At 56.6% G+C, this 15,693-nt stretch carries 14 protein-coding genes and 1 CRISPR repeat array; of the genes, 6 read left to right on the top strand and 8 right to left on the bottom strand.

Features of this window, described 5'->3' with window-relative positions; translation table 11 throughout:
• Window position 1 precedes the first annotated feature (1 nt).
• On the top strand, window positions 2–1,384 hold the full coding sequence (locus CRD13_RS06305) for a DHA2 family efflux MFS transporter permease subunit (RefSeq protein ID WP_187401434.1): 1,383 nt from the start codon (window positions 2–4) through the stop codon (window positions 1,382–1,384).
• Here CRD13_RS06305 and CRD13_RS06300 read toward each other — a convergent pair.
• Entirely contained in the window at window positions 1,368–2,060 is a 693-nt protein-coding gene (locus tag CRD13_RS06300) for an AAA family ATPase (RefSeq protein WP_070546990.1), read from the bottom strand. The genes CRD13_RS06305 and CRD13_RS06300 overlap by 17 nt on opposite strands.
• Window positions 2,057–3,070 carry an App1 family protein gene (locus CRD13_RS06295; RefSeq protein ID WP_070546991.1) on the bottom strand — a complete coding sequence of 338 codons (1,014 nt, stop codon included), beginning with the start codon at window positions 3,068–3,070 and terminating at the stop codon, window positions 2,057–2,059. The genes CRD13_RS06300 and CRD13_RS06295 overlap by 4 nt, the downstream gene beginning before the upstream one ends.
• A 93-nt stretch (window positions 3,071–3,163) precedes the next feature.
• Between CRD13_RS06295 and CRD13_RS06290 the strand changes: the two genes are divergently transcribed.
• Window positions 3,164–3,490 carry a transglycosylase family protein gene (locus tag CRD13_RS06290; protein ID WP_005511827.1) on the top strand — a complete coding sequence of 109 codons (327 nt, stop codon included), beginning with the start codon at window positions 3,164–3,166 and terminating at the stop codon, window positions 3,488–3,490.
• On the opposite strand, the gene CRD13_RS06285 is transcribed toward CRD13_RS06290, so the two are convergent.
• Window positions 3,487–4,716: an HNH endonuclease signature motif containing protein gene (locus CRD13_RS06285; RefSeq protein WP_070546993.1), complete on the bottom strand. Its 1,230-nt coding sequence runs from the start codon at window positions 4,714–4,716 to the stop codon at window positions 3,487–3,489. The two genes, CRD13_RS06290 and CRD13_RS06285, sit on opposite strands and share 4 nt — an antisense overlap.
• A 296-nt stretch (window positions 4,717–5,012) precedes the next feature.
• On the opposite strand from CRD13_RS06285, the gene CRD13_RS06280 reads away from it, so the two are divergent.
• Entirely contained in the window at window positions 5,013–5,534 is a 522-nt protein-coding gene (locus tag CRD13_RS06280; RefSeq protein ID WP_070827235.1) for a GNAT family N-acetyltransferase, read from the top strand.
• Here the strand turns inward: CRD13_RS06280 and CRD13_RS06275 are convergent.
• The gene (locus tag CRD13_RS06275) at window positions 5,491–6,408 is read right to left on the bottom strand and encodes an FAD-dependent oxidoreductase (RefSeq protein ID WP_049172575.1); all 918 of its coding nucleotides are present in this window, start codon (window positions 6,406–6,408) and stop codon (window positions 5,491–5,493) included. The genes CRD13_RS06280 and CRD13_RS06275 overlap by 44 nt on opposite strands.
• Before the next feature lie 54 nt (window positions 6,409–6,462).
• On the opposite strand from CRD13_RS06275, the gene CRD13_RS06270 reads away from it, so the two are divergent.
• Window positions 6,463–7,461: an LLM class oxidoreductase gene (locus CRD13_RS06270; protein WP_049172573.1), complete on the top strand. Its 999-nt coding sequence runs from the start codon at window positions 6,463–6,465 to the stop codon at window positions 7,459–7,461.
• On the opposite strand, the gene CRD13_RS06265 is transcribed toward CRD13_RS06270, so the two are convergent.
• On the bottom strand, window positions 7,445–8,482 hold the full coding sequence (locus tag CRD13_RS06265) for an aldo/keto reductase (RefSeq protein WP_070767666.1): 1,038 nt from the start codon (window positions 8,480–8,482) through the stop codon (window positions 7,445–7,447). The two genes, CRD13_RS06270 and CRD13_RS06265, sit on opposite strands and share 17 nt — an antisense overlap.
• A gap of 145 nt (window positions 8,483–8,627) precedes the next feature.
• Here CRD13_RS06265 and CRD13_RS06260 point away from each other — a divergent pair, with 145 nt between their 5' ends.
• Together CRD13_RS06260 and CRD13_RS06255 are read left to right on the top strand one after the other, a co-directional pair.
• On the top strand, window positions 8,628–9,956 hold the full coding sequence (locus CRD13_RS06260; protein WP_187401433.1) for a PepSY domain-containing protein: 1,329 nt from the start codon (window positions 8,628–8,630) through the stop codon (window positions 9,954–9,956).
• A gap of 79 nt (window positions 9,957–10,035) precedes the next feature.
• The gene (locus CRD13_RS06255) at window positions 10,036–10,521 is read left to right on the top strand and encodes a hypothetical protein (RefSeq protein WP_070607207.1); all 486 of its coding nucleotides are present in this window, start codon (window positions 10,036–10,038) and stop codon (window positions 10,519–10,521) included.
• A 319-nt stretch (window positions 10,522–10,840) separates the two neighbouring features.
• Window positions 10,841–11,132: direct repeats of the CRISPR family, unit length 36 nt; unit sequence GCTGGGGATTGGTTCTCATTTCCCCTGATAGACTTC.
• Window positions 11,133–11,179: 47 nt separating this feature from the next.
• On the opposite strand, the gene cas2 is transcribed toward CRD13_RS06255, so the two are convergent.
• Genes cas2 through cas9 form a run of 3 tightly spaced genes read right to left on the bottom strand, consistent with a single transcriptional unit; the run spans window position 11,180 to window position 15,686 of the window.
• Window positions 11,180–11,485, bottom strand: a complete 306-nt coding sequence (gene cas2 / locus CRD13_RS06250) for a CRISPR-associated endonuclease Cas2 (protein WP_210400318.1) — start codon at window positions 11,483–11,485, stop codon at window positions 11,180–11,182.
• A 17-nt stretch (window positions 11,486–11,502) separates the two neighbouring features.
• The gene (cas1, locus tag CRD13_RS06245; protein WP_187401432.1) at window positions 11,503–12,405 is read right to left on the bottom strand and encodes a type II CRISPR-associated endonuclease Cas1; all 903 of its coding nucleotides are present in this window, start codon (window positions 12,403–12,405) and stop codon (window positions 11,503–11,505) included.
• Window positions 12,402–15,686 (bottom strand): type II CRISPR RNA-guided endonuclease Cas9, encoded by a 3,285-nt coding sequence (gene cas9, locus CRD13_RS06240; protein WP_370549672.1) that lies wholly within the window; start codon window positions 15,684–15,686, stop codon window positions 12,402–12,404. Before cas9 ends, cas1 begins: the two co-directional genes overlap by 4 nt.
• Window positions 15,687–15,693: the final 7 nt, after the last annotated feature.

Raw genomic sequence — 15,693 nt, 5'->3', positions numbered from 1 at the left:
AGTGGCTACAGATTTGAATACTCAGTTTGATCCCAAAAAGGCGTGGCCAGCGCTATGGACCGTGTTACTCGGCTTCTTCATGATCCTGGTCGACGCCACCATTGTCACCGTTGGTATCAACACCATCCAGCATGAACTGGGCGGTGAGCTCAACCAGGTCATGTGGGTGACCAGTGGTTATCTGCTGGCCTATGCCGTGCCGTTGCTCATTACTGGCAGGCTCGGTGACCTCTGGGGAGTCAAGCACACCTATGTAGCGGGCCTGGTTATCTTCGTGTTGGCGTCGCTGGCGTGTGGGTTGGCGCCGTCGTTAAGCATGCTGATCATTGCCCGCGTGGTGCAGGGACTGGGGGCCGCGCTGCTGACGCCGCAGACGATGGCGCTGATTACGCAGATGTTTCCGCCGGCGCATCGTGGCGCGGCGATGGGCCTGTGGGGTGCGGCGGCCGGAATTGCCTCGCTGACGGGGCCGCTGGCCGGTGGCGTGTTGATTGAGCTGCTGAGTTGGCGCTGGATTTTCCTCATTAATGTGCCGATTGGGCTGATCGGGCTCGTCTTTACGTTCCGCTATCTGCCGACATTTGAGACACACCGCAACAAGATTGATTATCTCGGTGTTGTACTCAGCGCGATTGGTATGTTCCTGCTGGTCTTCGGCATTCAGGAGGGGGAGAGTGCCGGCTGGTCCGGTTGGATCTGGGCACTGATTGCCGGTGGCGTGGTGGTCCTGGCCCTGTTCACCCTGTGGGAGGCCAAGACCACGGCCGAACCGCTGATGCCGCTGTCCCTTTTTAAGGATCGCAACTTCACCATCTCCTCGCTGGCCATTGCCGTGATGGGCGCGCTGGTGGTCGCGGTCGGTTTCCCGATTATCCTCTTCGCCCAGAACGCCCGCGACCTATCGACCATCCAGGCCTCACTGCTGCTCGTGCCGCAGGCGCTCATCTCTGGTGTCATGGCGCCGTGGACTGGGCGAATGCTAGACCGGCTGAAGTTCCGTGAGTTCGCGCTGATTGGTTTTGGGTCCTCACTGGTGGGCATGCTCGGGTTCCACTACCTCATCCACGAGGATCTCTCCGTGCTGTGGCTGCTGCTGCCGGGCGCCGCATTCGGTGTGGCAAACGCGTTTATATGGGGCACGCTGTCGACGGCTGCCACCCGCAACATCGACCCGTCCCTCGCCGGTGCCGCTTCCGGTGTGTACAACACCATCCGCCAGATTGGCAGTGTGCTGGGTAGCGCACTGATTGCCACCGTCATGGCGGCGGCGCTCAGCAGCAACCGTGGCGACTTCACCACCGCCATGAGTGACGCGATGTGGTTGCCGGTGGCACTGTCGGCCGTGGGTGTCGTGGCGGCGCTGGGGCTTAAGAATCCGACGTAAAACGCTCCACCATGTAGTCCGCGATGCCGACCGGATCGGCCAGGAAATCCCTGGTCGCCCGTACCGCGAGGGTGTCTTCGAAGTGGGTGGTGTCGGCGTCGTCAAGCGAAATAATCGTTGCTTCTGGCGTGGCGAGCAGGATGGGGGAATGCGTCGCCATGATGATTTGTGCGCCGGCTTCCGCGAGCGCGCCGAGGCGGCCGAGGAGCTCCAGTTGGCGTAGGACCGACAGTCCCGCCTCGGGTTCGTCAAGGAAAATCAGTGATTCGGGACTGAAGCGGCGTTCGGCCAGCGTCATGATGGATTGGCCGTGGCTCATCTGGGTGAGGTCTGCCATTTCTCTGCCACCTGGTAGCTGCCCAAGCGACTCGTAATAGCGCGCGAGGTTCAGGTGCGCGTCGCCGCGAAAGAAAAACGTATCCGGGGGATTGCGCCTGGTCAGCGCCAGTGGGACCGGGGAGGTGCGCTCTTGCGTCTTGTACCGCGAGCCGCCGTCCGTATCGACACCCATCGCCGACGCTAACGCCTCCAGTACCGTCGACTTTCCCTTGCCGTTTTCGCCGGTCAGGATGGTAATCGGCGTGGTGAAGGTCATGGGGAAGGGCAGCGCGAGCTTTACGACGTACGCCGGGAGCTCGGCATCATCGTGAATACGGGCATGGCGGAGGTAGATCATGGTTGCGGCAGCTGGTCAATCTGTTTGAGCAGTTCATAGCCGTCGGCGCCCTCGATGAACGGGACCTCCTTGTTCTCCAGCTTTTCAATTGGCACCGCCGTGCCGTGAGAGAGCACGTGCTCGCTGGGAGTGAGGTTGCGGATTGCGATGGCCGCGACCTTGTCCGGATGCTCCGCCGCGGCCGTGCCGTAGATGAGCGGGTCGTACTGGCCATCATCGCCGACGAGAATCCAGTTGATTTCGGGGAAGTCAATAAACAGGTCGCGAAGTCGCACCTTCTTGTGTTCCTTGCCCGAGCGGAACAGGCCGGTGGGCGTTGGCCCCCAGTCGGTGAGCAGCAGTGGGCCCTTCGGCAGGTTGTTGCGGTGTAGGAACTTTTTTAGTGTGCTGAAGGTGTTCCACGCTCCGGTGGAGAGATAGATGACGGGAACGTCCGTGTCCTCGTCGGTTTTGCTCGCGTAACGACGGCGAAGTTGCGCATAGAACTCGCTGAAGCCAGCGACGGCCTTGCGCTCGTCTGTCTCCTTGACCCAGGAGTTGTAGGCGGCGATGAGGGCGCGCGGCAGCATAGTGACCAAAACGGTGTCATCAATATCGGAGACGATGCCGTATTTGGTCTCCGGGGAGAGGATGAGGACCTCTGCAGGAGTGTCGTTGATGGTGATTTCGTGCCAGCCGGGTTCCAGGCCGTGATTCCTGATTAGTACCTCGATATAGCCGTTGCTATCCGTGGTGGTTTCCACCGTGCGGTCGCCGGCAGTGATGGTGACGGGAAAGTCCGCGAGTTCGACGGTAAAGAACTGCCAAAATCCGCGTTTTTTGTTTCGTTCTTCGTCTCGTTTTTTGGCCGGATCCTTCAGGAGGACACGGCCGAATACGCGCACGCGCTCTGCATTTCCGTACCCGGTGAAACCGATGATTTCCGGTTCCCAACCAGCGTTTTTGGAACGCTTGGCGGCCAGCGCGTTGATCCTTCTCTCGGTCTTGCGGACGACATCTGCCACGGACATGCTTTCCAGGATACGGGTTGACAGGACGGGGGAGGGTGCGCGTAGGTTGGTCGCCCAAGAGAAAAGTCAACCCTTTAGGAGTGTTCTCTTTTTATGCGTTTTTCCGGTAAGTTCATCGCATCCGCCGCTGTGGCAGCAGGCATGATTGCTGCCCCGACCGCGGCCGCTAACGCTGCATCAGTTAGCGCCTGGGATCAGGTTGCGGCTTGTGAGTCCGGCGGAAATTGGCAGACCAATACCGGTAACGGCTACTACGGCGGACTGCAGTTCTCGCAGCAGACCTGGAGCGGCCACGGCGGTGACCAGTACGCACCGACGGCTGACCAGGCCACTAAGGAGCAGCAGATTGAGATTGGCGAGCGCGTGCTTGCCTCCCAGGGTGCTGGCGCATGGCCGAACTGCGGTGGTCCGCTGGGTTAATCCTCCCCATCATCAAAGACCAGATCTGGCACAGCCGCGAATGACAGCCACCACTTCATGTAGTGGTCATGGCGTGCTTTCGTCTTCTGGGTAGCGCGTTTGTCAAAAGTCTGTCGGCCGAACCCGGCTAATGGTCCGGCCGGGACGGTCGCCGCGGTAACGCCGTCGGCAGAGGACCACACCTCTGAGCCGTCCTCATAAGCGGTGATATCCCAGAGCTTGTGGGTTTTCAGGTTGTGGTGCTTCCTGCATAGGCAGTGCAGATTCTGCGTGTCGGTGGGACCACCGGCTTCGGGGTCTTCCTGGTTGTACGGCGCGATATGGTCAATATCGCACTTGTACGCTGGGACTTCGCAGCCGGGGAAGCGACATGTTCCATCGCGACCGTGGACGCGGGCGACCTGCGCTGGAGTTGGGCGGTAACCATTGGTGGCGCTGTCTGCTGAGAGGCGGACATGCGTCACCTTTTGCATCCACTCCTCCGTGACCAGCGCGCCTAGCCAGCCGGCACCGTCCAGCCAGGCGTCATCACTGTGGGGCTCGCGGAAAACATTGAGCACAACTTCCGCATTGGTGCGCTGGTGGATGAGTTCCACAAATGCATCCGCCTGCGTCATTTCCTCATTCGCGCGGAAGACCGTTTCAATTGCGCACATGGCGAAATAGGCGCGGTCCGGCCGCAGTGTGAGAATGATTTGGGAGTAGCTGTCGGGACGTTCCACCAGAGTCACCGATTCCGTGTCGGTGATGGTGGGAATTGTGCCGTCGGCGCGAGCACGGTCATCCAAGTCCGCAGCAATATCACCAATTTTGGTGGTGAGCGTGCGAGGACCAATCATTGCTTGACGACGCTTCCGTGGCGTAACCAATGCCAGAATCTTCTTCTCTGCATCGGGTATTTGATCAGGCTCGATGCCGACTACGCCATGTGCAATGATGCCGAGTTGCCGCATGGATAATGCGCAGCTTTCCCGGGCGTATTCCGCCAACTGTGGCATTTTCTCCAGCAACAGGCCAATGTCACAGATACGCAGTGCTTCACTGCGGGTGATTCCCAGCCGAATGCTGATGCGAGCGGCATGGTTTTCAACGTCATCATCACCTGCAGGGCAGCAGGCTTCAATCAACTCAAGTTGGGCGCGGTTGGTAGCCCGCGCGAGTGCTGAGAGCTCATCTTCAGGATTTTCGTGAGCCCAATATGGTTCGGGTACTTGTTCGGACTTCATTGGATCCCCCTGGTGCTCCAATGGTTGTCGGTTTTCTTTCGAACTTACTTGCTATCATACGGGCATGTTTCTAGTTTGTAAAGAGAAATGAAAAGAAATATTGGGGAGTTTTCGAAGATGGTTAGCCGACTATAAAAGCACATGTTACCTGGGTGTTTGTGGGTTGTTCGCGGGGTAGCGTACCAAAATACAAATAAAACACCCGTTCGAAATTGAAAGCTTGGTAATCTCGCTTTCATAAAAGCGGAGTTGTAGAAAACAGCACAGAAACAGCGCAGACAGCGGGGAGTAAAACCATGATCATCCGACAGGCAACGCGGGAGGACGCCGCAGCAATCGCGGAGATCTACAACGAGGCCGTGATCAACACCGTCGCCATCTGGAACGATGACACCGTCAGCGCGGAGAATCGCATCGCATGGCTGGAGGCGCACTGGGACAAGGGCTACCCGGTTTTCGTCGCCACGCTTGACGACGAAGTCGCTGGATATGCCACCTTTAGCGATTTCCGTGACTTCGACGGGTTTCAGTACACGGTGGAAAACTCCATCTACGTGCATCCGAACTTTCAAGGCAGGGGAATTGGAGGCGCACTGTTAAGCGCGACCATCGATGCTGCTCGTGAGGCGAGAAAGCACGTCTTGGTTGCGGCGATAGAAGGCAGCAACGAGGGGTCGATTGCGCTGCACAAAAAGTATGGCTTCCAGCGCGTTGGACTATTGCCGCAGGTGGGGGCGAAGAACGGGCGCTGGTTGGACATGCTGTTGATGCAGGTCATGCTGACAGACGGGCAGCCACCCGCTCGGCCGCGCGCTTAGCAAAGGGGCCAACACCCATGATCGTGGCGGCACCGGGGCCAACCCAGTCGCCGTAGCCGACGAACTCGATGAGGTCAGAGTCGATGCTGCGGAAAGGGTCGAGCGCTGGGCGGAAACCGGTGCACCAGATGAGGTGGTCCGCGTGGACGTCGTCAAGCGAAGAAAACATGGGTGTCCAGGTGAGTGCGCCGGAGTCGCGGGCTTTGCGGACGGGCGGTAGGGCAACGATGTCGCCAATGCTGTCGGTGGCGCCCTGGCGGTAGCGTTTGAACAGGACGCGGCCGTCGACGTCGTCGGGCATCCAGCGTGGTTCGTGGCGGGTGAACCAGGTGGTGTCGATGCCGGAAAGCACCAGTTCAGAGGCTATTTGGGCGCCGGAGTTCGCCGCGCCGACAACGGCAACGCGGGAGCCTTCGAATGGCTCGGGACCTGGGTAGTTGGCCGAATGCCACTGTTTCGCGGAGGTCGTGCCGGGGTAATACGGGACGAAGGGCCGGTTGCCGGTGGCGGCGATGAGCTGTCGGGATTCGAAGTCGCCGGCATCGCTGGTGAGCTGGAAGGTGCCGTCATGGGAGACGTGCGTGACGGTGACCGGGCGCTGGACGCGCAGTTCGTAGCGCTTTTCGTAGGAGCTGAGGTAGTCAATCACGTGGGAAGCGGGCGGGAAACCGTCATAATCGGGCATCTGGATGCCCGGAAGGTTGGAAAAGTCCGGGGTGGAAAAGAGCGTCAGTGAGGGCCAGACATTGCGCCAGGAGCCGCCGGGAGCGGGCTGATTGTCCAGAATGAGCGGATCAATGCCGCGTTTGTGCAAGTAATAGGCGGTAGCGAGGGCAGCTTGGCCGCCACCGACGATGATGACATCCTCAAGCATGCTCCCAGCTTAACGACGAGTGCCGCACCTCGAGCTGTACTACCGTGGAGCACCATGAGCTCGCTGTTTGATCTTTCGGACAAGCCTATCGACGAACTACCCGGTTACCAGCGCACATTCGCGCCGGGCCGACTCACGGTAGGGCTGAGTCTGCCCATCGAGCAGGACGCCGAAGCCGAGCCCAGGGACGCGCTGAGCAACCAGATTCGGCTGATTCAGAAAGTCGAACGCGCAGGCATCGCGGCGGTCTGGGCACGCGACATCCCGCTGCGCGTGGAAACATTTGGCGACGTCGGCCAGGTCTACGACCCCTGGATGTACCTCAGCTACATCGCCGCACACACCACCGATATCGCGCTCGGCACCGGTGCAGTCGTCGTGCCCTTCCAGCATCCGCTGGTGATGGCCAAGCGCGCTGCCACACTGGACAGGCTTTCCGACGGCCGTTTCCTCTTTGGCGTTGCCACCGGTGACCGACCCGAGGAGTTCCCCGCCTTTAACCAGGACAAAGGCAAGCGCGGTGAGCGCTTCCGCGAGCATATCGAGGTCTATGAAAAGGCCCTCAGTACTAGCTACCGGCCCATCCGCTGGTCCGAGGGCAAGATGGGCGGATCCGATGTGGTGCCCAAGCCACTGGCACGCCGAGTTCCGCTGTTGGCCACTGGCTCCTGTCAGCAGAGCCTGGAGTGGAAGGCCGCGCATACCGACGGGTGGTTCATGTACCACAAGGGCCTGGAGATGCAGAAGAAAAACATCGCCAACTGGCAGGAGGCTGTGGCTCAGGAGTGCGGTGAGGACGTGTTCAAACCATTCCTGGAATCACTGTGGATTGACCTGCATGAAGATCCCGACGCCCCCGCGCAGGGCGGCCACTTCGGGTACCGCCTTGGTCGCAACAAGCTCATTGAACTGCTGCAATCCCAGCGACAGCTCGGCATCAATCACGTCAGCATCAACTTCCGCACCTCGAAGCGGGATGCGGAAGAACAGATTGATGAGCTGATCGAGTATGTGCTGCCGGCGCTCGATGAGCTCCCTACACAGACTCCGTAGCGCCCTGCCACTGATTAATCCCGCGGTCGACAGCCCACTTGTCGATTTCCGCGAGTTCTTCATCGCTAAACGGTGCAGCGTCCAGGGCGCCGAGGCTGTTCTTCAGCTGCTTCACCGAGGATGCACCGATCAGGGCTGAGGTCACTTCGTCACGGCGGAGCACCCACGAGATGGCCATCTGTGCCAGGGACTGGCCTCGTCGTGAAGCAATGGCGTTGAGCTCGCGGATGGCGGTGAGCGTGTCGTCGTTGAGGAACCCCGAGTTCATCTTGTGCGCCCCGAGACGCGAGGACTCCGGCACGCCATCCAAGTAGCGGTCGGTGAGAAGCCCCTGCGCAAGCGCGGAAAAGGCGATGACGCCCATGCCTTCGTCGGCGCAGGTTGCCAGCAGCTCGTCCTCGATCCAGCGGTTGAACATGGAGTAGCTCGGCTGGTGAATGGTCAGCGGTGTGCCCAGCTCACGGGCAATTTTCTGCGCGCGACGAGTGAGCTCGGGGGAGTAGGAGCTCACGCCGACGTAGAGCGCGCGACCGGAGCGGACGAGGAAGTCGAGGGCGGCGACGGTTTCCTCGATAGGCGTATCCGGGTCGGGGCGGTGGTGGTAGAAAATGTCCACATAATCCAGGCCCATGCGCTTCAGCGAGGCATCGCAGCTGGCCACGAGGTACTTCCGCGAGCCGCCGAAGCCGTAGGGACCATCCTGCATGTACCAACCGGCTTTGGAGGAAATGATCATTTCATCGCGGTAAGGAGCGAAATCCTTGGCCATGATGCGACCGAAACTCGCCTCCGCAGAGCCCTGCGGTGGGCCGTAATTGTTGGCGAGGTCGAAGTGTGTGACGCCGTGGTCGAACGCGGTGCGCAGGATCTCACGCTGCGTCTCGAGCGGCCGGTCATCACCAAAGTTATGCCAAAGTCCCAGCGTAATGGCTGGAAGCTTCAGCCCCGTGCCGCCGGAGCGGTTGTACGGCATCGTCTCATAGCGGTTGTCATTGGCGTGGTACACGTCTGGATAAGCCATGTATTCGAGGGTACGCGGGCTTTACGACGAGTAGTTGTGCACAAGGTGGCCGACAACGAGGCGCGTGGCCGAATGGCTACCCCTGGAAGTAATAAAAGTGAGCTTGCTGGGGAACAACTGGGGCAGTTCGTCCGACTAATAAGGCATGACTTCAATAGCCACAGGCGATGCCGCTGGAACGCCAGCCGCAAACCCCGTCGCACAGACTCAGAAAAATGGTGGGCCACGAGCATTACTGCACCGAATCCATGTCGTTGCAGGCATCCTCGTTGCGCCACTACTTGTTATTGCAGCTATCACAGGCGTGGCGTATGCCCTCGCCCCGAGCATAGAAAAGGTGGTTTACCACGAAGAACTAACTGCAACATCAAGCCTTCCCGCACAACCACTGGAAAAGCAGGTTGAGGTCGCGCAGCGCGTGCACCCGAACCTGCCGGTAACCGCAGTGCAGGTCCCGGAAAAGCCGGGGCAGACAACGCGAGTCATGTTCAATGACGAGCAGCTGAAGTCGGAGTCCTACCGACATGCGGTGTTCGTTGACCCAGGCGACTTGAGCATCAAGGGTGACCTGGTGCAATACGGTTCCTCGGCGGCGCTGCCACTGCGGGCGTGGATCTCGGAAGGGCACCGCAGACTCTGGATTGATAGCAACTTTGGTCGCCTCTACTCGGAGACGGCAGCATCCTGGATGGGCGCACTGGCCATTGGTGGCCTCTGGCTCTGGTGGGACCGTTCGCGTCGCAAGCGGACACAGGGAACAAGTAAGAGGGCGCATCATATGCGTCGTCACGCGAATGTTGGCGTGGCGGTCAGTGTTGGACTTTTGTTCCTGACCGTCACCGGCCTGACGTGGTCGTGGGTGGCTGGAACGGGCATCGCAAAGCTGCGCGAGACGATGGACTGGTACGCGCCGAAGCCAGCCATAACTGCGACTGCACCAGCGAATTATGACTGGTCAGAGGCGGATAGTGTTATGAACCTCGCACGTGCCGAGGGCCTGTCCGGGAAAGTCGAACTGACACCACCGGAAGCTGGCACGGTGTGGATGGCCAAGGAAGCACGCGAGGAATGGCGGATGGGCATTGAGACCGTCACCGTTGACGGGTCGACCGGAGCGATGGTTGATCGGATCCATTTTGCGGATTGGCCGCTGCCGGCGAAGCTGACCGAGTGGCTGATTAACGCGCACATGGGCATCCTGTTCGGGTGGGTGAATCAGCTGGTCCTGGCACTGATCGGTGTTGCTCTGCTGGCGATGATTGTGCGCGGGTACGCCATGTGGTTTGGACGCGGTCGAGGTGGTCGTCCTGGTAGGCTCCCGGCGCCAACGCGCTGGCGAGATATTCGCCCGGGTGTTGCAGCGGCTGTTGTGGCGCTGTTGATTGCCTACTCGGTCGTTGCACCACTGTTCGGTATGACGCTCGTTGGCTTCGTGATCGTTGATTGGGTCTGGCGGAAGCTGCGGAGAGGTTAGTGTAGGTTCTGTCGCCTTCGGGTTCCCTGTACCTAACGGCGTGGTAAGACCCATGAAAAACACTCAGGAGGGTAAACGCATGACAAGGTATTGGGATCACAGCGGCAGTATCTACAAAGACGACGGCCAGGAAGACTGGTGCGTTTACAATCCGTCTTTGCGTGATTGGGAGCGCACCCCGCGCGCTAAGGAAGCCTACGACCAGGCAGGACAAGACTCGTTCGACCCCATCACCGAGCAGCAAGCACTCGCTGAGATCGCAGAGCAGCAGGAACAGCATGACGAAAGGGCGAAGAACAAAATCAAGGAACTGCGCGCAAGAATGAAAGCTGTCGGCGCGCAGGCAAGGCAGGCTGACGAACAGCCGTATCCAACTTTTTCTCAGCAGTCCGCCGCATACCGTGAGGGCGCGCAGGCCTACAACGAAGGCAAATCTTGGCGCGATAACCCGCATGCCCCCGAGTCAGGTCTAGCCGCCCCGTGGCGCATGGGTTTCAATACCCGCAAGCAGCAGGTAGCGGAGATCAGGGCACAGCGAGCCGCCGCTGCGAAAGAGGAAAACTAGGCCCTGGCCACAAAAACGCTCAATCAAAATCTATGCAGCGCCTGCGAGTGCCTTTCATCATGAGAGAGCTCTAGGCGCCCCATGCGAGCGATGTATTTCAGTCAGAGGAATCGGTTTTACTTCACAGGTTGACTGTTTTTAATCCGGCGGCTGGGAATCCCCTATCTCCTCGGATTAACTGAACTATTCCGCTATTCGTGTCACTTATTGTTTTTGATTGCTGGATGGGACTGGCGGAAGTTGTGGAGAGGTTAGTGCAGACCGGTTAGTTTTATTGATGATACAGTCTTGGTTGAAAGGGGCATCCCCGCTTGCGCGGGCTGGGGATTGGTTCTCATTTCCCCTGATAGACTTCAGTCTGGTGACCCGATGAAGATGTACGCGCTGGGGATTGGTTCTCATTTCCCCTGATAGACTTCGCAGAAGCACTCAGCATCAGCCGGGCCAGCTGGGGATTGGTTCTCATTTCCCCTGATAGACTTCCAGCCATGGCCACCAGCCCAGTCATGGGGCTGGGGATTGGTTCTCATTTCCCCTGATAGACTTCGAACCTGCACCGCAGCGCCCGGCAACGTGCTGGGGATTGGTTCTCATTTCCCCTGATAGACTTCCGAGAGGTAGAAAAACACCTTTTGAACAGGTCTATCCGGGGTTTTTTCTAAAAAATTTCAAGTTGTTGTGGTGTTTCTTCCATCTTTTGGGGCGTTCCCTTAGAAAAACGGAATGCATTTGACCACTGTTTGTCTGTCAATGGAACGATTCGAACTTCGCCCGCGTGAGGCAATCTTTGTTTGATGTTCTTGGCAATTTTGGCTAATTGAGCGCCTAGTGGAAGGTACTGCACGTACACACTGTATTGAACTCGACTAAAACCGTTGTCTAAGAGGAAATTCCGAAACTTTGTGGCTTCTTTTCGTTCAATTTCCGTCTTTACTGGAAGATCAAACATGACGATGCACCACATGCGTTTGTCCTCGCGCATTACGCTGCTTCCTGGAAGGGGCCAGACCATGACTCCGCACGGAACTGCTTAATTTCTCCCTCTGCGTACCTTCCGAACTGTTGGGCTGTCGCGCTTAGCATTGTGGTTACGCTTCGTCCATCTTTATGGAACGGAGCAGTAGAGGCTGAAACCAGTGCTGTTCGAACAGCGGGATCTTCGATTTCGGAGTCTGGAGGTAGCTGTGCGACGGAGTAGTCGATTACTGGCCGAAATGGTTCGATCAAGTCATCAGCTAAATTAAAACCATTTGATCTTGAATGATGAAAAACACCTAAGGCAGGCCAGAGTCCGGCTTCTGTGACAGCTCGAATACAGTGACCCCTTAGGACGGTGTAACCATAATTGAGTGCGATGTTAACGAAATCAATCCCATCTTGATTTCTATGAAAAGATTCATTGGAGAAGTGACGCCAATAGAGACGAGCTGCTTGCGCCTCGACATTTGCCGGATCGCCTGACCTAACCTCTAAAGCAAGCTTGTGCAAGTTGTTCGAGGCCGTGGAAAGGCCAAGTGCTTGAAGTGTCTGTGCTTGACTGCGAACCTTCGCGCGCACGAGACTGGCCCACGCTTGTTTACGTCTAGGGAGGCTTAGATTGGCCTGTGCAATCTGACGTGCCCCGACACGGGTATGTGTCGACCATCCAGTAGATGTTGCGAGAGGAATCTTTCGCCAGTCAGTGACGATAACTGGAATGCTCTTCTCTCCCAATACACCAAGCAGGCCAGACGATATATCTACATTATTGGCAACAGTAATAATCGCAACCTCGGCGAGGCTAACAGTTTTACGATTACCATCATGGTACTCAGCCTTGATACGCCCGCGCGTGTAACTAAGTCGGCCTCTGAATGATGTGAAGTCGAGTACACGCCATGTCATAGTGACTCCACTTGAATGCAAATGGGGAGATGGCCCGTACTTTCGAATCGCGGCCGACCGTGCGCGTCCCGGCGAACAATCGTTACGGAGCCGAGACTAAACAACTTGTTGACAGCGGGCAGCCAGCCAGGACTGTCAATGACTTTTTTGCAATCTGCTGAAATACTTTGAGGAAGCCCTTCGGCTGAAAAAAATGTTGGTTTTAGTCGTAGCTTTGCATCTGAGTAAAATCCCCTAACTCTCCACGACCGGATGTCACCATATTCCGCGAGGAAGGTGGCAGCTTGACCCGTAGCAACTTTACCGGAGTTAACGTGAAGCTCATCGCCGACAACAAACCAGGTGATGTACTCGGCTGTTCCTTCCCTCAATGCTTTACGAAGCTTTGGCTCGCACTGGCGTACAGAAATGGATTGAGGCGGTAGCTCGACTGCAAATAGATCTTCACCTTGGTGGCGGATGAGGTCTACAGTGTATACGCGCAGCATGCAGTACGCTTGCCGCTTTCCGTTCGTAATACGATACAAACGGGCATGGTGAAAAGAGGCACCGAGTTCTGCGTAGCCACCACGAACGGCAATTGCACCAGCCTTGACACCAAAGAAAGTGATTTCATCCTTGGCTGCTAAGTGCGTTCCGTTGACCGTAATCTCCCTGGTTGGATTCTCCGGTAATCCGTCTTTCCAGTCAAAGCCTTCTGAACGTGTAAGGGCACACCAGAGTGCAGGCGTCGATGCTCGATCAATTAATTCAGCAGGTAGTGAGTCCCCAACTTGTGCAGAATGAAGCCTTCCAATGCCAGCCTCGTGTGCCTGACCATTGCCAAGGCGTAGGCGGAGGTTTTCGGTAACAGAAATACGGTTATCATCCAGCGCATTCTGAAGTAGAGGTACTGTCAATCGCATCCGATGAGTCCACTGTTCAAACAGGTACCTGTTCTGTTGGTTTCGCCCCTCGTACTCCTTCCATGTGCCAAAGTCGGAATCAGGGGTACGAGTAATAGACTCTTCCCAACGCAAGTTGTTACGTTCCAATAATGTCTGTGCCACGGTGTATGACATCAGCGAAATTACTGCTGCATCCAACGCATGGTGACGTCGGTCTAAACGATTCTTACCGTGACCGCCGCCCAGCATTTTTATGCGCTTTTCAATGCCAGATACTTTGCGAGCCGACGCAGTCACAGCACCACTAAAGACTCGAATTTTAGGTGTAAAGTCCTTTTGCTCGAAATGACCAATCAGGCGATGCCTGAGTTCGATTGCCATCCATGCAACAGACTCGATACTGCGGGCATCAATTTTCTCGTCTTCAGAAGTCCGCTTCAAATTCTTTATTACGGCTTCTTGGAAATCCTTCATTTCCTTAGTAGTTAAACCACTATCGGTTGGCCATTGATTCACTCGATCAATAGCACCTTGGAGGCTCACATTTGGGCCAGAGAGTTCTTTGCCCGCCCAGACTGCGAAAGGCAACTTGCCTTTACTGAGATTGCACTTATGGCATGCAGCTAGCAGGTTATTCCGTGTGTTGGTTGAACCTGCGCCAGCGCGGGGAACGACATGATCCATTTCCGCATTCTTGAAAGTGATTGGCGAACCACAGTAAGCACACTGGCCATTTTGACGCTGGATTGCCTGGTATCGAATTTGGTCGCCACGGCGTACCTTGCCCTCAATCCCCAATACCTTAGCAATGCTTTCTTGGGCTGCACGGTTACGTTTTGCACGGCGTTCGATTCCGCGGTCGATTTCGCGTGCGACATTTTCGGACTTAAATCCATGTCGAGCAGTCTCGATGTTAATTGATACAGGTGTACCCCAACGTTTCTCTGCAAGCAGTAGCCAGCGGTTAATTGCGCTCAGTGTTCTGTCTACAGATGGGTTTCCTGTCGGTTCAGCAATTGAGGGAGCAGCTGGATGCCAACCATCAGAGATGTCGAAAAGCGCCCGGCGGGCTGCATGTAAATCAGCTTCGTTATTTAGTAAGTAGTGAGAGAGTTTCTCCAAAGTCCGCACTGAGTACGCAGAGCGCCCATGAGGAAGTTTGATTGACTCTAGTTTCTCCATCTCCTCGGGAGTAAGGGAGCGTATCGCTGTCGCTGCAGCAATTGCCTCAGGAGATTCTTCGGCCGTTGTCTCCACATTGGAAAGCTCGTGGATTAGTGCGCTACGCATTGCGTCGCTGCCCTTGCGCCAAAACTCTCGCAGAGACTTCACTTGGCAGTTCCACATGATTTGATGAGTTTGGTTAATAGGCGGAGCTGCGGAGACTCGTTCACCATCGTCATTCGAGGTAGCAGTGCCTTTTAAGCAGCCGCGATCAATGCCAAGTACTTCAGCGACATCAGTCCAGGTTGGGGAAGTTCCTTTATTCCAAGTATTGAGGAAGCCAAAGACTTTCTTGCGCTCCTCTACGGTTAGAGCGCGTTGAGCTTTTGTGGGAGAGGCGGAGTCAGCAATTCGGACATTCGCTAGAAGACTGATGGTTCGATATTCGTTAAAAGCAAGTGTGGCGCGCCATGCGCGTGGCTGCGATGGGTCGAGCTCATCTTTGCCGACAAATTTTTCAGCTGATCCCTTCGGGCTTTTCGCGTAAAAAACTTGGGAAACTACCTTCGCCATGAATTCGGAAGTGAACTCTTGGGTGGAGCCAATTTTCAAAATCTCATTAGCAAAATCCTGTTGGTTCAGGCGCTCCGATAGGAAGCCGCTCTCGCCACGCAGTTGCGTCGCACCATTTGGTAGTGCAGTAACCAGTTGGGCCAGAGTCGGATTAGAAGGAATCGGTCGCTTAGCTATTTCTCGTGCTTTACTCTCCAATGCCCGGAACCCATCAGATGGGCTGCGCAGAGCATTAAGTCGTTCAGCCGGAACATACGGATTTCTCCAGCCACGGTGACGAGCGATATGACGGATGGCGATTGAGAAAAGCTTGTACTTTTCGCCTTCATTATCAATCTTTTGATCGGCGAGTTTTGTTCGGGCTTCCCAGGCGATTTTGTCAGCTTCTTTTTCAAGGTTCACAATTGGAAAGCCATTATTCGTGAGAAAAGAGTCCAACGTCGCCAGTCGTTTCTTGCGAGTGGCATACAGACGGCGTGTACGTCGCGCCACACCAGACACGGCTTTACGCGTTTGGGCAGTCTTCTGATTGTTCGGATCCAGCCCAGAGTCGTGAATATGGGACATGGAATTTAGAATCCTGATTGGGTTTCCCGCGTCATCAATCTCTAGTGCCGCAAACCCGACAGAGAACAAACCAACATCGATACCAACCACGTAGCGC

Origin of the sequence: Corynebacterium sp. LK26 (genome assembly GCF_014335085.1) — a bacterium.
GTDB classification, from domain to species: Bacteria; Actinomycetota; Actinomycetes; order Mycobacteriales; family Mycobacteriaceae; genus Corynebacterium; species Corynebacterium jeikeium_D.
Note: the sequence above shows the minus strand (reverse complement) of the source record. Positions and strands in the feature narration are given on the sequence as shown.